Here is a 15,361-nt window from a genome sequence, read left to right as displayed (position 1 = left end):
CGATAGGCCGCAGCCCACGTTCATTTTTGCGAAGGATTACCCCATGACAAGGCGACTGATCGGAGCATTGGCGATCATCACAACCCTGCTGCTCAGCGGCTGCGGTAACGATTACGGCGTTGACCAGTACGGCCAGAAAGTGCCGGCCGAACGCCTGGACAAGCAGTGGCTGGTGGTCAATTACTGGGCCGAATGGTGTGGCCCGTGCCGCACGGAAATCCCCGAGCTCAATGCCCTGGCCGAACAGTTGAAAGCGCAGAACGTGGGCGTGTTCGGGGTCAACTTCGACAATGTGCAGGGTGAGGAGCTCAAGGCTGCCAGTGACAAGCTGGGCATCAAGTTCACCGTACTGGCGCAGAACCCGGAGGGCATCTTCGATATTCCGCGTAGCGAGGCGCTGCCGGTGACCTACATCATCGATGACCAGGGCAAGGTGCGCGAGCAACTGATGGGTGAGCAGACGGCGGAGGGCGTGTTGGCCAAACTCAAGGCCTTGCGCGGTTAAAGTGTGGGAGGGGGCTTGCCCCCGATAGCGGTGTGTCAGTCACTGTGTGTGCTGGCTGATATACCGCCATCGGGGGCAAGCCCCCTCCCACATTTGGAACCCCATCAAACTAAAGATTGGGGATATCAGCCTTCTTCAAGCCACAAGCGAATCGGCTTGCCTTCGGCGGGCCAGAATCGCGTCTGCTCGATCGGCGAGATATCCCAGCGCTGTACGCCTTGCAGGGCCTGGAAGAAGCGGTGCTCCTGCTCCATCAACGCCTCGGCGCACAGTTTGCGGGTGCTGCCGATCGGGCCGAAACTGAGCTTCTCGCCTTCAAGGGTGTATGGCGCAAACCAGTGGTTGCAGCCGCCATTGCCATAGGCGCGACCATCGGCACCGAGGGTCACGGTCAGGTGCGCGTAGTCCATCAATGGTCGCTCGCCGATCCACTCCACCACATAGCTGTGATCCTGCTTGAGCTTGACTGCATCGCCGGCGCAGCCGCTCAGGGCCGTACCCATGGCGGCGAGCAGCAGCAGGCCCTTCATTGCGCGGCCTGCTGGCATTTCGGGCAGCGGTGACTGTCGCCTTCGCTGGCCCAGCCGAGTGCTTTGATGCGGGCATTGGCGGCCGGTTGCAGCGGTTCCTGGGTGAGCTTGGTTTCCACCGCGAATTCGAACTCCAGCACGCTGTCGCAGCTGTCGCAATTCACCTTCCAGGTGTGAATCTCCAACTCGCCGAATTTCGGCCCCTGGGCCATGGCGACCCACTGGCCCGCCGGGCGGATGGAATAGCGCGCGTCACCTTCCACGGTCAGGCGCATCGACAGGGTTTTGCTGCCGCGCAGGGTGACGATCAGCACGTCGCCATGCTTGATCGAACCACCGTTGCCGGTGACTTGATAACGGCCCGGCACCAGGGCGCGGCATTCGATCAGGGTGTGTTGCGGGCTCAGCAAGCTGAAGCGGAAATCGTGTTCGGCCATGGATCCTCCAAATAGGCGCGGCATCCTATCACGGGTGCCGGACTATCATGAGCCCGGTATGTGACCGCTGATCATCCCTCGACGAGGTTCTGCGCACGGCCGTCGGCCCACGCCGCAATATTGGCCAGTGTAGTGCCAGCAATCGCCGCCAGTGCCTCGCGGGTCAGGAAGGCCTGGTGGGCGGTGATGATCACATTGGGGAAGGTCAGCAGGCGGGCGAGCACGTCGTCTTGCAGGGGCAGGTCCGAGCGGTCCTCGAAAAACAGCTGGGCCTCTTCTTCATAGACATCCAGCCCCAGGTAACCGAGTTGGCCGCTCTTGAGCGCTTCCACCAGCGCCGGCGTGTCGACCAGGCCACCGCGGCCGGTATTGATCAGCATGGCGCCCGGTTGCATGTGGGCCAGGGTGTCGGCGTTGATCAGGTGCCTGCTGTCGGCCGTCAGCGGGCAATGCAGGCTGATGACCTGCGCCTCGGCGAGCAGTTCGGGCAGGCTCACGTAGCGCGCGCCCATGGCTTGGACCTCAGGGTTGGGGAAGGGGTCGTGGGCCAGCAACCGGCAGCCGAAACCGTTCATGATCCTGGCGAAGGTGGCGCCGATCTGCCCGGTACCGACCACACCGACGGTTTTGCCGACCAGGTCGAACCCGGTGAGCCCGTGCAGGCTGAAATCGCCATCGCGGGTGCGGTTGTAGGCGCGGTGCAGGCGCCGGTTCAGGGCCAGCACCAGCGCCACGGCATGCTCGGCCACGGCGTGGGGCGAGTAGGCCGGTACGCGCACCACGCTCAGGCCCAGGCGCTTGGCGGCGCGCAGGTCGACATGGTTATAGCCGGCCGAGCGCAACGCAATCAGGCGCGTGCCACCTTTGGCCAGTTGCTCGAGTACCGGGGCGCTGAGGTCATCGTTGATAAAGGCGCAGACCACCTCATGGTGTTCGGCCAGGGCCACGGTGTCGAGGTTGAGGCGGGCGGGTTGCAATTGCAGCTCGATGCCCTGGGGGAGTGGCTCAGCGCTAAAACTGTCGCGGTCGTAGGCTTGGCTGCTGAAAAGAATGACGCGCATTGAAAGGGGCTCCCTGCGATTTACACGTGAAAAATGCCTGTAGGAGCGAGCTTGCTCGCGAAAAACGTCAACGATAACGCGTGCTTCCTGAATGAGAGCGGTGCCTGGGAGTTTTTCGCGAGCAAGCTCGCTCCTACAGGTATTAGGGCAAGCCCCACCTGAAAATAGCGTCAGGCGCTGACCCGCGCTTCACTGGCCAACCGTGCAATTGCCATGTCCAGTTCATCCAGTGCAGCCATGGCCTTGGCGTCGTCCTGCTTGAGCAGGGTTTCGGCGCGCTGGCAGGCCGCGCGCAATTGCGGCACGCCGCAGTAGCGCGTGGCGCCATGCAGACGATGGACGCGTTCGATCAGGGCATGATTGTCATTGGCTTCACGGGCGACCGTGATCGCCAGGCGATCGGCTTCCAGGGAAGCCAGCAGCATGGCGAGCATGTCGGCCGCCAGGTCGGCCTTGTTGGCGGCCAGGCGCAAGCCTTCCTCATGGTCCAGCACCAGCAGTTGCACGCCTGGGCCGGGGCCTTCGGGGACGCGTTCCGGCCCTTGGTTGCGCAGGGCCAGGCCGGTCCATTTCAGCACCACCTGGGCCAGTTGCCGCTCGCTGATGGGTTTGGTCAGGTAATCGTCCATGCCGCTTTGCAGCAGGGCGCGTTTTTCGTTGGCCATGGCATGGGCGGTGAGGGCGACCACCGGCAGCGGCGTGCCATGGCGTTCGCTTTCCCATTGGCGAATCGCCTCGGTACTCTGGCGCCCGTCCATGCCCGGCATCTGCACATCCATCAACACCAGGTCGAAGGTTTCCTGCTTGACCGCGTCAATGGCCGCATAGCCGCTTTCCACGGCCATGACCTTGGCGCCCATGTCTTCAAGCAGGGTTTGCACGAGCAACAGGTTCGCCGGGTTATCGTCCACGCACAGCACGCGCGGCGCACGGCTGGACAATGGCTCGCCCGGTTCGCTGCGCAAAGGGCGCGGGCTGATCAGGTCGGCCAGGGACCGGCGCAGCTTGCGCGTACACGCGGGCTTGGCCTGCAACTGGCTGTTGGGGTTGGGCACCGATTGGTTGAACAGCATCTGCTCGGTCGTCGGGCACAGCACCAGCACCTTGCAGCCCAGGTGTTCGAGGTCCCACAAGTGCTGGTTGAGGCGCTCGGGCGGGATGTCGTTGGCGGTGACGCCGAGCACCGCCAGGTCAATCGCCTGTTCGGTCTGGTGCGCGCTGGTAATGCCGTTGGTCAGGCTTTCCAGGGTGTTGAACGGGGTCACCTCCAGGCCGCAGTCTTCCAACTGGTGTTGCAGGGCCTGGCGCGCCAGTTCGTGGTTCTCCAGCACGGCCACGCGGCGTCCGAGCAGCGGCGCGCTGGGCAAGTCTTCAACGTCGTCGCGGGTCTTGGGCAGGTTCAGGCTGATCCAGAACTCCGAGCCTTCGCCCGGTGTGCTGTCGACGCCGATTTCGCCGCCCATCTGTTCGATCAGGCGCTTGGAAATCACCAGGCCCAGGCCGGTGCCGCCCGGCTGGCGCGACAGCGAATTGTCCGCCTGGCTGAAGGCCTGGAACAGCGCACGCACGTCCTGGTTGGACAGGCCGATGCCCGTGTCCTGCACGCTGATGCGCAGCTGCACGCTGTCTTCCTGTTCGTCCTCGATCATCGCGCGGGCAACAATGGTGCCTTCGCGGGTGAACTTGATCGCGTTGCTGATCAGGTTGGTCAGGATCTGCTTGAGGCGCAGCGGGTCGCCCACCAGTGACAGCGGCGTGTCACGGTAGACCAGGCTGACCAGTTCGAGCTGTTTGGCGTGGGCGGCGGGAGCGAGGATGGTCAGGGTGTCTTGCAGCAGGTCGCGCAGGTTGAAGGGCACGCTGTCGAGCACCAGTTTGCCGGCTTCGATCTTCGAGAAGTCGAGGATTTCGTTGATGATGCCCAGCAGGTTGTCGGCGGATTTTTCGATGGTGCCCAGGTAATCCAACTGACGCGGCGACAATTCGCTTTTTTGCAGCAAGTGGGTGAAACCCAGGATGCCGTTGAGCGGGGTGCGGATCTCATGGCTCATATTGGCCAGGAATTCCGATTTGATCCGGCTGGCTTCCAGGGCTTCCTTGCGGGCCAGGTCCAGCTCGATGTTCTGGATCTCGATGGTTTCCAGGTTCTGGCGCACATCCTCGGTGGCCTGGTCGATGCTGTGTTGCAATTCCTCCTGGGCGTTTTGCAGGGTTTCGGCCATGCGGTTGATGCCCGACGCCAACTGATCCAGCTCCTGGCTGCCCAACGGCGGCAGACGGGTTTCCAGGTTGCCGTCCTTGAGCTGGGCCACGGCTTGCTTGATCTGGCCGATCGGCGAATTGATGGTGCGGCTGATGCGCAGGGCCAGCGCCGCGGTGCAGATCAAGCCGATGGCGATCAGCAGCAGGCTGGCGAACAGGCTGCGATAGCCGCGCAGCAACATGCCATTGTGGGACAGTTCCACTTCGACCCAGCCCAACAGGCGGTCGGACTCATCCGGGATCAGCTCGCCCGCGAGGTTGCGATGGCGGCCAAACACGGGCATGAGGTAGCGGGTGGCATCATTGCCGCTGCGCTGCAGCAGGTGCGAACTGTTGCCGGTGGGCGGTTGATTGAGCATGGTCGGACCGGCATGGGCCAGGGACGAGCGGTCCGGCGCCAGGATCGACACCGTACGCACATCCGGTTGTTCCAGGGATTGGGTCGCGATGCGCTCCAGCAGGTCCGTGTTCCTGCTGCTCAGGGCGGGTGCGACCAGCGGCGCCAACTGCTCGGCGATCATTTCGCCGCGTTGCAGCAATTGCGTCTGCAGTTCGGAGAGCTGCATCCAGGTGAAGTAGCCTCCCAACAGCAGGGCCATCAGGCTGGTCGGCAATAAAGTCAGCAACAGTACGCGGCCTTTTATTCCCATTCTTCTAAGCACGCCACTCTCCTGCTACCACATTGATATCAATCATCCACGCAGGCATCCGGCCCACGCCACGTGCGCAGTGTAGCCATTTGCACCCTCGGGAATCTCGTAAATTAGTGACATGTAGCAATCTTCGGGCGATTCGGCGCCGGCCGGCGTCTGGCGGGAGGATCAGGGGAGAGGTACCGATGAGGCTGACTTGGAACGTATCTTCGCGCGCTTTATTCGGTTGGACGGTTCACGGCCCGGGCTTGCGCATTGCGCGCAGGGCCTGCGCGTACCTTTGCACCTGCCTGCCCGTTAGCCCTCAGCGGCGGCGCAATTTGCGTTTCTTCCACTGGTGCGCGACCCACCAGCGCCAATATCCCATGGTCAGGCAGTAGGCCAGGGCACCCAATACCAACCCGCAGACCACCGAGCCCAGCAGGAATGGTTGCCACATCGTGCTCAACTCGCCGCTGATCCATTCCCAGGTCAGGTTATCGGGCAGGCTGCGCGGCGGCACGTTCATCAACCAGGCGCCGGTCATGTAGGTGCAGAAAAACACCACCGGCATCGTCACCGGGTTGGTCAGCCACACCAGGCTGACGGCAATCGGCATGTTGCCGCGCACCACGATCGCCAGGATCGCGGCCAGCAACATCTGCAACGGGATAGGGATAAACGCGGCAAACAAGCCCACGGCCATGGCGCGAGCCACCGAGTGCCGGTTCAGGTGCCAGAGGTTCGGGTCATGCAGCAGGGTGCCAAGAAACTGTAATGACTTGTGTTCCCTGATACTGCTGGGGTCGGGCATGTACCGTTTGAATAAGCGCCGGGGCATAGGGGGTCCAGGTCAGTTCGAGGGGCAAGTATGCGCGTATTCTATAAACAGAAAATTCAGACTTTGTGACAAAACATCAAAGGCGCCCCTGGGAACTCCGGCTAAGACTGAGTGAGTCATTGAAAGGAATGATTCATGAGGACAGGGATGTTCGCGCTCGCGATGGGGTTACTGACCCTGCGCTTTCTTCCGGCGTTGCCGCCCACAGGATGGCTGTTGGCCATGCCGGTGCTGGCCTTGATGCTACTGCCGTTTCGCACCTATCCGCTGGCGTTTTTCCTGCTGGGCGTGAGCTGGGCCTGCATCAGCGCGCAGTGGGCACTGGATGACCGATTGCGCCCGGCGCTGGACGGCGAGACGCGTTGGGTGGAGGGGCGTGTGGTCGGGTTGCCGCAACAGACGGACACCGGCGTGCGCTTTGAACTGGCCGACAGCCGGTCGCGCAAGGCCCGGCTGCCCAAGCGCATCCGGGTGTCCTGGCACGGCGGGCCGCCGGTGCGCAGTGGGGAGCGATGGCGCTTGGCTGTCACCCTCAAGCGGCCGTCCGGGCTGCTCAATTTTCATGGCGTCGACCACGAGGCCTGGCTGCTGGCGCAACGCATTGGGGCCACGGGCTCGGTGAAAGACGGCCAGCGCCTCGCGCCGGCCCGCAACGCCTTGCGCGACAGTCTGCGTCAACGCCTGATGGCCACCGATGCGCAAACCCATGAGGCCGCCCTGGCGGCCTTGGTGCTGGGTGACGGTTCCGGGCTGCGGGCGGAGCAATGGCAGGTGTTGCAAGACACCGGCACCGTGCATTTGTTAGTCATTTCCGGTCAACACATCGGCTTGCTGGCCGGGCTGATCTACGCACTGGTGGCCGGGATGGCCCGTTACGGTTGCTGGCCGCGCCACCTGCCATGGCTGCCGTGGGCGTGCGGCCTGGCCTTTGCCGCAGCGCTGGGTTACGGCCTGCTGGCGGGGTTTGGCGTGCCGGTGCAGCGGGCCTGCGTGATGGTCGGTCTGATGTTGCTGTGGCGGCTGCGCTTTCGACATCTGGGCGCATGGTGGCCGTTATTGCTGGCGTTCAATGGCGTACTGCTGCTTGAGCCGCTGGCCAGTCTGCAGCCGGGCTTCTGGTTGTCATTTGCGGCGGTTGCGGTCCTGATCCTGACGTTCGGTGGACGGCTGGGCCCCTGGGGTCTCTGGCAGGCGTGGACGCGTCCCCAGTGGCTGATTGCTATCGGCCTGTTTCCAATCCTGCTGGTGCTGGGTTTACCCATCAGCCTCACTGCGCCATTGGCCAATGTGTTCGCCGTACCCTGGATCAGTCTGGTGGTGTTGCCTTTGGCGCTGCTCGGCACGGTGCTGTTGTGGGTGCCGGTGATCGGCGACGGCCTGCTTTGGTTGGCCGGCGGGGCGTTGGAGGGGTGGTTCAACGTGCTGACCCTGCTGGCCGGGCAGTTGCCGGCCTGGACGCCGGCCCAGGTGCCGCTGGTGTACTGGCTGGTCAGCTTGGTGGGCGCGCCGATGCTGCTACTGCCCAAGGGGGTGCCGTTTCGGTTGCTGGGCTGGCCCATGCTGTTGCTGGCGGTGTTTCCTCCCAGGGAGTCGGTACCCCACGGGCAGGTGAGGGTGGTGCAGTTGGATGTCGGCCAGGGGCAGGCGCTGATCCTGCGCACCCGCAATCATGCGCTGCTTTACGATGCCGGTCCGCGTTCCGGGGCGGTCGATCTGGGCGCACGCGTGGTTTTGCCGTCATTGAAAAAGCTCGGGGTACAGCGGCTCGACATGCTGCTGCTGAGCCATGCCGATGCCGATCACGCCGGTGGCGCGGCAGCGATAGCCCGTGGTTTGACCATCGGGCGCGTGGTAGGCGGCGAAACCGAGGGGCTGCCGGCATTTCTCGGGACCGAGCCCTGTATCAGTGGCGAGCGGTGGGAGTGGGATGGTGTGTCTTTCGCGTTGTGGCAGTGGTCCGGCGCCATAAGTGGCAATCCAAAGTCCTGTGTGTTGCAGGTGCAGGCCAAGGGTGAACGGCTGTTGCTCACCGGCGATATCGACAGCGCGGCGGAGCGCGCCTTGCTCGATACGCCGCTGGCGGTGCCAACCGATTGGCTGCAAGCGCCCCATCATGGTAGCCGCAGCTCGTCATCCCGATCCTTTGTGCAGCGGCTCGCCCCCACGTCGGTGCTGATTTCCCGAGGGCGGGGCAACGCCTTCGGTCATCCTCATGCGCAAGTGGTCGCGCGCTATCAGGCCCAGGGCAGCCGACTATACGACAGCGCCGAACACGGGGCCGTGCGCTTTCAGTTGGGCGCCTTCCAGCCCGCCATTGTTGCGCGCAGTCAACGCCGATTCTGGCGCGAACCGTTGCCGTAATCCGGCGTTACCAAACACCGCAGGCTGCGACAGCCTGGTCTGCGGCCAACGAACCCTGCCGCCGAACCTATATGATAAAGTGGCGCACTTTTTCGAGGGGGCATTCACTGTGTGGGAATTGGTCAAATCCGGCGGCTGGATGATGTTGCCGATCATCATGAGTTCCATCGCCGCACTCGGCATCGTCGCCGAACGCCTGTGGACCCTGCGCGCCAGTCGCGTCACCCCCGAGCATCTGCTGGGGCAAGTCTGGGGCTGGATCAAGAACAAGCAGCTCGACAAAGAGAAGCTCAAGGAGCTGCGCGCCAATTCGCCGCTGGGTGAAATCCTTGCCGCCGGCCTTGCCAACTCCAAGCATGGTCGCGAGATCATGAAAGAGTGCATCGAGGAAGCCGCCGCACGGGTGATCCATGAACTGGAGCGCTACATCAACGCCCTCGGCACCATCGCCGCCATGGCGCCGCTGCTCGGTTTGCTGGGCACGGTGCTGGGTATGATCGATATTTTCAGCTCGTTCATGGGCTCGGGCATGACCACCAACGCCGCCGTGCTGGCCGGTGGTATTTCCAAAGCACTGATCACCACGGCCGCGGGCCTGATGGTGGGTATCCCTTCGGTGTTCTTCCACCGCTTCCTGCAACGGCGCATCGATGAACTGGTGGTCGGCATGGAACAGGAAGCCATCAAGCTGGTGGAAGTGGTGCAGGGCGACCGTGATGTGGACCTGGTCGAGGGCAAAGTGTGAAATTTCGCCGCAAGCAACGGGAAAATGTCGATATCAACCTCGCGTCGCTGATCGACGTGGTGTTTATCCTGCTGCTGTTCTTTGTCGTCACCACCACGTTCACCCGGGAAACCCAGCTGCGCGTCGACTTGCCCGAAGCCGTCAGCGGCTCGCCGGCCGAAGACCAGCAGGTCAAGCAACTGGACATTGCCATCAGCGCCGATGGGGTGTTTTCGGTGAACAACCAGTTGCTGGAGAAAAACGACCTGGCCAGCCTGATGCAAGCCTTGCAGAAGGAATCCGGCGGCGATACCAGCCTGCCACTGTCGATCAGTGCCGACGGCAAGACCCAGCATCAGGCGGTGATCACCGCGATGGACGCCGCCGGCAAGCTCGGTTTCAGTCATCTGCGCATGACCACCGTCGAGGCGGCGAGCCCACCCTGATGGCCATGTCCGAACGTTTGCTCAAGGCCTGGTATGAGGGCCATCCGGCGCTTGTGCTGTTACGGCCGCTGGAGTCGTTGTATCGCCGGGTCGTGCAGCGCAAGCGCGCGCGCTTCCTGGCGGGCGAGGGCGCTATCTATCGGTCCCCGGTGCCCGTTGTGGTGGTGGGGAATATCACCGTCGGTGGCACGGGCAAGACGCCACTGATCCTGTGGATGATCGAGCACTGCCGCCGCAGTGGCCTGCGCGTGGGCGTGGTCAGTCGGGGGTATGGCGCCAAGCCGCCACAGTTGCCCTGGCGAGTCGAGGCCAATCAGAGTGCCGACGTGGCCGGCGACGAACCTTTACTGATCGTGCAGCGCTGCGGTGTCCCGTTGATGATCGATCCGGACCGCAGCCGCGCGGTGAACGCGCTGTTGGCCAGCGAAACCCTGGACCTGATCCTTTCCGACGACGGTCTTCAACACTATCGTCTGGCCCGCGATCTCGAACTGGTACTGATCGATGCCGCCCGTGGCCTGGGCAATCGCCGTTGCCTGCCGGCCGGGCCGTTGCGCGAGCCGGTCGAGCGCCTGCACAGCGTGGATGCGCTGCTCTATAACGGTGCCGCCGAGGACCGCGAAGACGGCTTTGCCTTTGGCCTTGCGCCTGCGGCGCTGATCAACCTGCACAGTGGCGAGCGGCAGCCGGTCACCTACTTTCCGCCAGGCCAGCAGGTACACGCGGTTGCCGGTATCGGCAATCCGCAACGTTTCTTCAATACCCTTGAAACGCTACACTGGCAGCCGATCCCCCATGCGTTTGCCGACCACGCGCCCTACAGTGCCCAGGTGTTGGATTTCACACCGCATTGGCCGCTGGTCATGACTGAAAAGGACGCGGTGAAGTGCCGCGCCTTCGCCCGGCCCGACTGGTGGTACCTTGCGGTGGATGCGCTGCCGTCGCCGGCGTTTGTCGCCTGGTTCGACACACAACTGATGCGCCTGCTGCCCAACCGTGTTTTGCCTTAAACCGTTTATTTCCAGGACATACCCATGGACACCAAATTGCTCGACATCCTTGCTTGCCCGATCTGCAAAGGCCCGCTCAAGCTCAGCGCCGATAAAACCGAGCTGATCAGCAAAGGTGCCGGCCTGGCTTATCCGATCCGTGACGGCATTCCGGTGATGCTCGAGAGCGAAGCGCGCACCCTGACCACCGATGAGCGCCTGGATAAATGACTACCGCCTTTACCGTGGTGATTCCCTCGCGCTATGCGTCGACCCGCCTGCCGGGCAAGCCGCTGCAAATGATCGGCGCCAAGCCGATGATCCAACTGGTGTGGGAACAGGCCTGCAAAAGCAGCGCTGAGCGGGTGGTGGTGGCGACTGACGATCCGCGCATCATCGAAGCCTGCAACCGTTTCGGCGCCGAGGCGGTGCTGACCCGCGAAGACCATAATTCCGGCACTGATCGCCTGGCAGAAGTGGCGACGCAACTGGGCCTGGCGCCCGACGCCATCGTGGTGAACGTGCAAGGTGACGAGCCGTTGATCCCGCCCAGCGTCATCGACCAGGTCGCGGCCAATCTGGCGGCCCATGGCGAGGCGCGCATGGCGACCCTGGCCGAACCGATCGAAGACAGTGAAACCTTGTTCAACCCGAACGTGGTGAAAGTGGTCAGCGATATCAACGGCCTGGCCCTGACGTTCAGCCGTTCGACCCTGCCCTGGGCGCGGGACGCCTTTGCCAGCAACCCCGGCGTACTGCCGCCAGGCGTGCCGTACCGCCGCCACATCGGCATCTATGCCTATCGCGCCGGTTTCCTGCATGACTTCGTCAGCTGGGGCCCGTGCTGGTTGGAAAACACCGAATCCCTGGAGCAACTGCGGGCCTTGTGGCACGGCGTGCGTATCCACGTGGGCGATGCGCTGGAAGCACCGCCCGCAGGCGTCGATACCCAGGAAGACCTTGAGCGCGTCCGTCGCCTGCTGGGGGCTTGATGGAAGTCCTGTTTGTCTGTCTGGGCAATATCTGCCGTTCGCCCACCGCCGAAGGCGTCTTGCGCCACAAGTTGCGCGAAGCCGGCCTGGCCGATCAGGTTGAGGTGACGTCGGCGGGGACCGGGGAGTGGCATATCGGCAACCCACCGGACCTGCGCAGCCAACGCGCAGCGCTGGCGCGGGGCTATGACTTGTCAGCCCAGCGTGCCCAACAGGTCAGCCGCGCTGATTTTGCGCGCTATGACCTGATCCTGGCCATGGACCACAGCAACCTGCGCAACCTTAAAGCCATGCAGCCTGCGCAGGGTAAGGCGCAGCTGGATTTGTTCCTGCGCCGCTTCGACGGCGAAGTGGACGAAGTGCCAGACCCTTACTACGAAGGCGAGCAAGGCTTTGACCGGGTGCTGGACCTGATCGAGCGCGCCTGTGATTCATTGGTGATCGAATTGAAGGGCCGGCTATGACCTTGCACGTACAAGCGCAGGTATCGCTCAAGCCATTCAACAGTTTTGGCATCGACGTACGCGCCCAGCTGTTTGCCGAGGCCCGCAGTGATGCCGATGTGCATGACGCCCTGGCCTACGCCGACGCGCACAGTGTGCCGCTGTTGGTGATCGGCGGCGGCAGCAACCTGCTGCTGACCCGGGACGTGCCCGCCCTGGTGTTGCGCATGGCGACCCAAGGCATTCGCGTGCTGCACGATGATGGCGTGTACGTGGTGGTTGAAGCCGAGGCGGGCGAAGCCTGGCACCCCTTTGTGTCGTGGACCCTGGAACAGGGTTTTTGCGGCCTGGAAAACCTCAGCCTGATCCCCGGCACGGTCGGTGCCGCGCCGATGCAAAACATCGGCGCCTACGGCGTCGAGATCAAGGACGTGTTTGCCGGCCTCACGGCGCTGGATCGCCAGACGGGCGAGCTGCGCGATTTCAGCCTGGACGAATGCAAGTTTGCTTACCGCGACAGCCTGTTCAAGCACGAAGTCGGGCGTTGGTTGATCCTGCGGGTACGCTTTGCCCTGAGCCGCGCCAGTCACCTGAAACTCGATTACGGCCCGGTGCAACAGCGCCTGGCCGCGCAGGGCATCACCGAGGCCACACCGAAGGATGTGAGCCAGGCGATCTGCAGTATTCGTCGCGAAAAATTGCCGGACCCGGCAGAGCTGGGCAATGCCGGCAGTTTTTTCAAAAACCCCTTGGTGCCCCAGGCGCTGGCTGCCGAGCTGAAAAGCCAGTATCCGGACCTGGTGGCTTACCCTCAGGCAGACGGGCAAGTAAAGCTCGCCGCCGGTTGGCTGATCGACAAGGCGGGTTGGAAGGGCTTTCGTGATGGCGATGCCGGCGTGCATAAAATGCAAGCGCTGGTGCTGGTGAACTACGGCTCAGCCACCGGGCGGGATATTGCCAACCTGGCGCTGCGTATCCAGCAGGACATCGCCGAGCGCTTCGGGGTGGAGCTTGAGATGGAACCTAACAGGTACTGAGCGTCTACCGCCCCACAAATGAAAATGCCCCGTATCTCACGATACGGGGCATTTTTTATAGCGCTGACAATCAGTCGTCACGGCTCATGATGCCGAAGATCTGCAACAGGCTGATAAACAGGTTGTAGATCGACACATACAGGCTGATGGTCGCCATGATGTAGTTACGCTCACCACCATGGATGATGGCGCTGGTCTGGAACAGGATGCACACCGAGGAGAACAGTACGAAGCCTGCGCTGATCGCCAGTTGCAACCCGCTGATCTGGAAGAACATGCCGGCTACTACCGCCGCCAGCAACACGAAGAAGCCTGCAGTGATGAAACCACCCAGGAAGCTCATGTCCTTGCGGCTGATCAGCACGTACGCCGACAGGCCACCAAACACCAAGGCAGTCATGGCAAATGCCGAACTGACCACTTCCGCACCGCCGGCCATGCCGAGGTAACGGTTAAGGATCGGGCCAAGGATAAAGCCCATGAAACCGGTCAAGGCAAACGCCGACACCAGGCCCCAGGCCGAGTCGCGCAGCTTGTTGGTCAGGAAGAACAGACCATAGAAGCCGATCAATACGACAAAGATATTCGGATAACCGACGCGCATCTGCTGGGCCACGTAAGCCATCACGCCGCTGAATGCGAGGGTAAGGGCGAGCAGGCCGTACGTATTGCGCAACACGCGGCTGACTTCAAGCTGCTCAGCCTGCGCGTTGCCATTCACTGCGTAATTCTGTTCGCGCATGGCGACACTCCTTCAGTTTTGAAACGTTCAGTCGCAAAGATCATAACAGACGCTCTGTAACAAGCTATGCAGAGAGTTTGACAGTGTGTTTCATTCGGGTATTATGGCGCCCGCTGAGACGGGATGAGCGACTATAATCCCGTGATGCACAAGGGAAATTGGCAGAGTGGTTGAATGCACCGGTCTTGAAAACCGGCGAACGTTAATAGCGTTCCCAGGGTTCTTATCTAAGGCTATCTCCAGTTGCACCTTGCAGTACCGCTTCATCGCGTCATCGGAATACACGGGAAATTGGCAGAGTGGTTGAATGCACCGGTCTTGAAAACCGGCGAACGTTAATAGCGTTCCCAGGGTTCGAATCCCTGGTTTCCCGCCGCGAACTCAACAAAATCAAGGGCTTAGGTTAATCCTAGGCCCTTTTTTTATGGCTTTTTGCACTGATCTCTCGTAAGGAGCTTCTCTCCCTTGCGACACCTTCATAAAGGCGCAACAACCTAGATGCGCCTTATGACGCGTGATCCGTTCTCAGAGAGAAAGATCCTAGCAATTGCAGCTTTCCGACGTCTCTCTGATATCCGCTCCCCTACATTCCTTGCGCACAGCGGTGACGGGTGGGTCTACGATGTGCGCGCGCGTCCTCATCCTAATCCTTAGGAAATCATAAAAACTGCTCAGTCAGCGGATGTCTGAGATCTTTCATCGGGCATTCGCAAGCTAATCGTTTATAGGTGGGTGCCAATGTTGTGCGAACGTGATACCTCACCTGGCCGGGAAGGTCTGTGCTGCCAACCCTCCGAGTCTATAGCTCACCCTTGGTCATCATGATCGAAAGCTGGCTTGCTTACTCAATGCTGAACGATTCAGCTAGCCCCATAGCTCCCCATCTTCTTCAGCGTCTCGGCGTTCTGGTCGTCTCCACGCCTTGCCCCGCGCTCAACTGTAAAGCTCTTGCGCCTGGGGGAATGCTCTTAAGGTCGTAAGTGTTAGGTGAGGGTGGCGATTGTCCGACGGTCTCAAGGCTTTCGAAGCCTTCCAGCAGTGGGGGAGCAACGCGGGGACGCGATCATTCAGCAGGTTGTATCTTTAATTGGCGCTGTCACAGCGTGATAGCTCCTTGGCCGCCATTCTGGGGCAATTGCTTTGGGGTACAGCGGCGGAGGTCGATATCGAATGTAAGGTACCAATGCGACCGATCTAGAATCGGTATGCTACGAGCATACTCTAAGATGCAATAAAGTTTGTTGCATCTTGTTGATCAGCTGTTCTTAGTGTGGCAGGATGCGTGCCACTTTAGCGTCAGTAATCACTGAAACTGCACAGAAGGATTGCAACTCTGAACAGAGTATATTTGCGTCAGGA

Annotated in this window: 15 protein-coding genes and 1 tRNA gene; 10 read left to right on the top strand and 6 right to left on the bottom strand. The window is 61.9% G+C overall.

Translation table 11 applies throughout. The features are described 5' to 3' along the window. The first annotated feature begins 43 nt into the window (after nt 1-43). Entirely contained in the window at nt 44-505 is a 462-nt protein-coding gene (locus J1G34_RS05650; RefSeq protein WP_065894959.1) for a TlpA disulfide reductase family protein, read from the top strand. 125 nt (nt 506-630) lie between these two features. On the opposite strand, the gene J1G34_RS05645 is transcribed toward J1G34_RS05650, so the two are convergent. From J1G34_RS05645 to J1G34_RS05625, 5 genes are all read right to left on the bottom strand, one after another. Continuing rightward, nucleotides 631-1,035, bottom strand: coding sequence for an META domain-containing protein (locus J1G34_RS05645; RefSeq protein WP_065935954.1), 405 nt, complete (start codon nt 1,033-1,035; stop codon nt 631-633). Further along, entirely contained in the window at nt 1,032-1,472 is a 441-nt protein-coding gene (locus J1G34_RS05640) for a hypothetical protein (protein ID WP_065884984.1), read from the bottom strand. Before J1G34_RS05640 ends, J1G34_RS05645 begins: the two co-directional genes overlap by 4 nt. Nucleotides 1,473-1,543: 71 nt before the next feature. After that, the gene (locus J1G34_RS05635; protein WP_122562133.1) at nt 1,544-2,533 is read right to left on the bottom strand and encodes a 2-hydroxyacid dehydrogenase; all 990 of its coding nucleotides are present in this window, start codon (nt 2,531-2,533) and stop codon (nt 1,544-1,546) included. Nucleotides 2,534-2,703: 170 nt separating this feature from the next. After that, a complete protein-coding gene (locus tag J1G34_RS05630) occupies nt 2,704-5,457 on the bottom strand; it encodes a response regulator (protein ID WP_065884986.1) in 2,754 nt (917 codons plus the stop codon). A gap of 295 nt (nt 5,458-5,752) precedes the next feature. After that, nucleotides 5,753-6,268, bottom strand: coding sequence for a DUF2062 domain-containing protein (locus J1G34_RS05625; RefSeq protein WP_065894963.1), 516 nt, complete (start codon nt 6,266-6,268; stop codon nt 5,753-5,755). A gap of 135 nt (nt 6,269-6,403) precedes the next feature. Here J1G34_RS05625 and J1G34_RS05620 point away from each other — a divergent pair, with 135 nt between their 5' ends. The 8 genes from J1G34_RS05620 (at nt 6,404) to murB (ending at nt 13,260) form a co-directional block, all read left to right on the top strand. Continuing rightward, the gene (locus J1G34_RS05620) at nt 6,404-8,629 is read left to right on the top strand and encodes a DNA internalization-related competence protein ComEC/Rec2 (RefSeq protein WP_222993535.1); all 2,226 of its coding nucleotides are present in this window, start codon (nt 6,404-6,406) and stop codon (nt 8,627-8,629) included. 109 nt (nt 8,630-8,738) lie between these two features. Next, nucleotides 8,739-9,374, top strand: a complete 636-nt coding sequence (locus J1G34_RS05615) for a MotA/TolQ/ExbB proton channel family protein (RefSeq protein ID WP_065894991.1) — start codon at nt 8,739-8,741, stop codon at nt 9,372-9,374. Beyond that, nucleotides 9,371-9,799 (top strand): ExbD/TolR family protein, encoded by a 429-nt coding sequence (locus J1G34_RS05610; RefSeq protein WP_065884989.1) that lies wholly within the window; start codon nt 9,371-9,373, stop codon nt 9,797-9,799. The genes J1G34_RS05615 and J1G34_RS05610 overlap by 4 nt, the downstream gene beginning before the upstream one ends. Continuing rightward, complete coding sequence (gene lpxK, locus J1G34_RS05605) at nt 9,799-10,809, top strand: tetraacyldisaccharide 4'-kinase (protein ID WP_065894965.1); 1,011 nt, start codon at nt 9,799-9,801, stop codon at nt 10,807-10,809. Before J1G34_RS05610 ends, lpxK begins: the two co-directional genes overlap by 1 nt. Nucleotides 10,810-10,833: 24 nt before the next feature. Beyond that, the gene (locus J1G34_RS05600) at nt 10,834-11,019 is read left to right on the top strand and encodes a Trm112 family protein (protein ID WP_003174668.1); all 186 of its coding nucleotides are present in this window, start codon (nt 10,834-10,836) and stop codon (nt 11,017-11,019) included. Continuing rightward, on the top strand, nt 11,016-11,780 hold the full coding sequence (gene kdsB, locus J1G34_RS05595) for a 3-deoxy-manno-octulosonate cytidylyltransferase (protein WP_065894966.1): 765 nt from the start codon (nt 11,016-11,018) through the stop codon (nt 11,778-11,780). Before J1G34_RS05600 ends, kdsB begins: the two co-directional genes overlap by 4 nt. After that, nucleotides 11,780-12,244, top strand: coding sequence for a low molecular weight protein-tyrosine-phosphatase (locus J1G34_RS05590; protein ID WP_122562136.1), 465 nt, complete (start codon nt 11,780-11,782; stop codon nt 12,242-12,244). The genes kdsB and J1G34_RS05590 overlap by 1 nt, the downstream gene beginning before the upstream one ends. Next, entirely contained in the window at nt 12,241-13,260 is a 1,020-nt protein-coding gene (gene murB / locus J1G34_RS05585; protein ID WP_222993532.1) for a UDP-N-acetylmuramate dehydrogenase, read from the top strand. The genes J1G34_RS05590 and murB overlap by 4 nt, the downstream gene beginning before the upstream one ends. Before the next feature lie 70 nt (nt 13,261-13,330). Here the strand turns inward: murB and J1G34_RS05580 are convergent, their stop codons facing one another. Continuing rightward, a complete protein-coding gene (locus J1G34_RS05580; protein WP_053256786.1) occupies nt 13,331-14,002 on the bottom strand; it encodes a Bax inhibitor-1/YccA family protein in 672 nt (223 codons plus the stop codon). Between the two features lie 285 nt (nt 14,003-14,287). Here J1G34_RS05580 and J1G34_RS05575 point away from each other — a divergent pair. After that, a tRNA-Ser gene (locus tag J1G34_RS05575) sits at nt 14,288-14,375 on the top strand. Nucleotides 14,376-15,361 lie beyond the last annotated feature (986 nt).

Origin of the sequence: Pseudomonas sp. Wu6 (genome assembly GCF_019891515.1) — a bacterium.
GTDB lineage: Bacteria > Pseudomonadota > Gammaproteobacteria > Pseudomonadales > Pseudomonadaceae > Aquipseudomonas > Aquipseudomonas orientalis_A.
The sequence above is the reverse complement of the archived record's forward strand: the minus strand, read 5'-3'. Positions and strand labels throughout refer to the sequence as shown.

Bases quoted from the DNA above. Each gene is read 5' to 3' on its own strand.
- J1G34_RS05650 (WP_065894959.1), top strand. From the start codon at position 44: ATGACAAGGCGACTGATCGGAGCATTGGCGATCATCACAACCCTGCTG.
- J1G34_RS05645 (WP_065935954.1), bottom strand. From the start codon at position 1,035: ATGAAGGGCCTGCTGCTGCTCGCCGCCATGGGTACGGCCCTGAGCGGC.
- J1G34_RS05640 (WP_065884984.1), bottom strand. From the start codon at position 1,472: ATGGCCGAACACGATTTCCGCTTCAGCTTGCTGAGCCCGCAACACACC.
- J1G34_RS05635 (WP_122562133.1), bottom strand. From the start codon at position 2,533: ATGCGCGTCATTCTTTTCAGCAGCCAAGCCTACGACCGCGACAGTTTT.
- J1G34_RS05625 (WP_065894963.1), bottom strand. From the start codon at position 6,268: ATGCCCCGGCGCTTATTCAAACGGTACATGCCCGACCCCAGCAGTATC.
- J1G34_RS05620 (WP_222993535.1), top strand. From the start codon at position 6,404: ATGAGGACAGGGATGTTCGCGCTCGCGATGGGGTTACTGACCCTGCGC.
- lpxK (WP_065894965.1), top strand. From the start codon at position 9,799: ATGGCCATGTCCGAACGTTTGCTCAAGGCCTGGTATGAGGGCCATCCG.
- J1G34_RS05600 (WP_003174668.1), top strand. From the start codon at position 10,834: ATGGACACCAAATTGCTCGACATCCTTGCTTGCCCGATCTGCAAAGGC.
- kdsB (WP_065894966.1), top strand. From the start codon at position 11,016: ATGACTACCGCCTTTACCGTGGTGATTCCCTCGCGCTATGCGTCGACC.
- J1G34_RS05590 (WP_122562136.1), top strand. From the start codon at position 11,780: ATGGAAGTCCTGTTTGTCTGTCTGGGCAATATCTGCCGTTCGCCCACC.
- murB (WP_222993532.1), top strand. From the start codon at position 12,241: ATGACCTTGCACGTACAAGCGCAGGTATCGCTCAAGCCATTCAACAGT.
- J1G34_RS05580 (WP_053256786.1), bottom strand. From the start codon at position 14,002: ATGCGCGAACAGAATTACGCAGTGAATGGCAACGCGCAGGCTGAGCAG.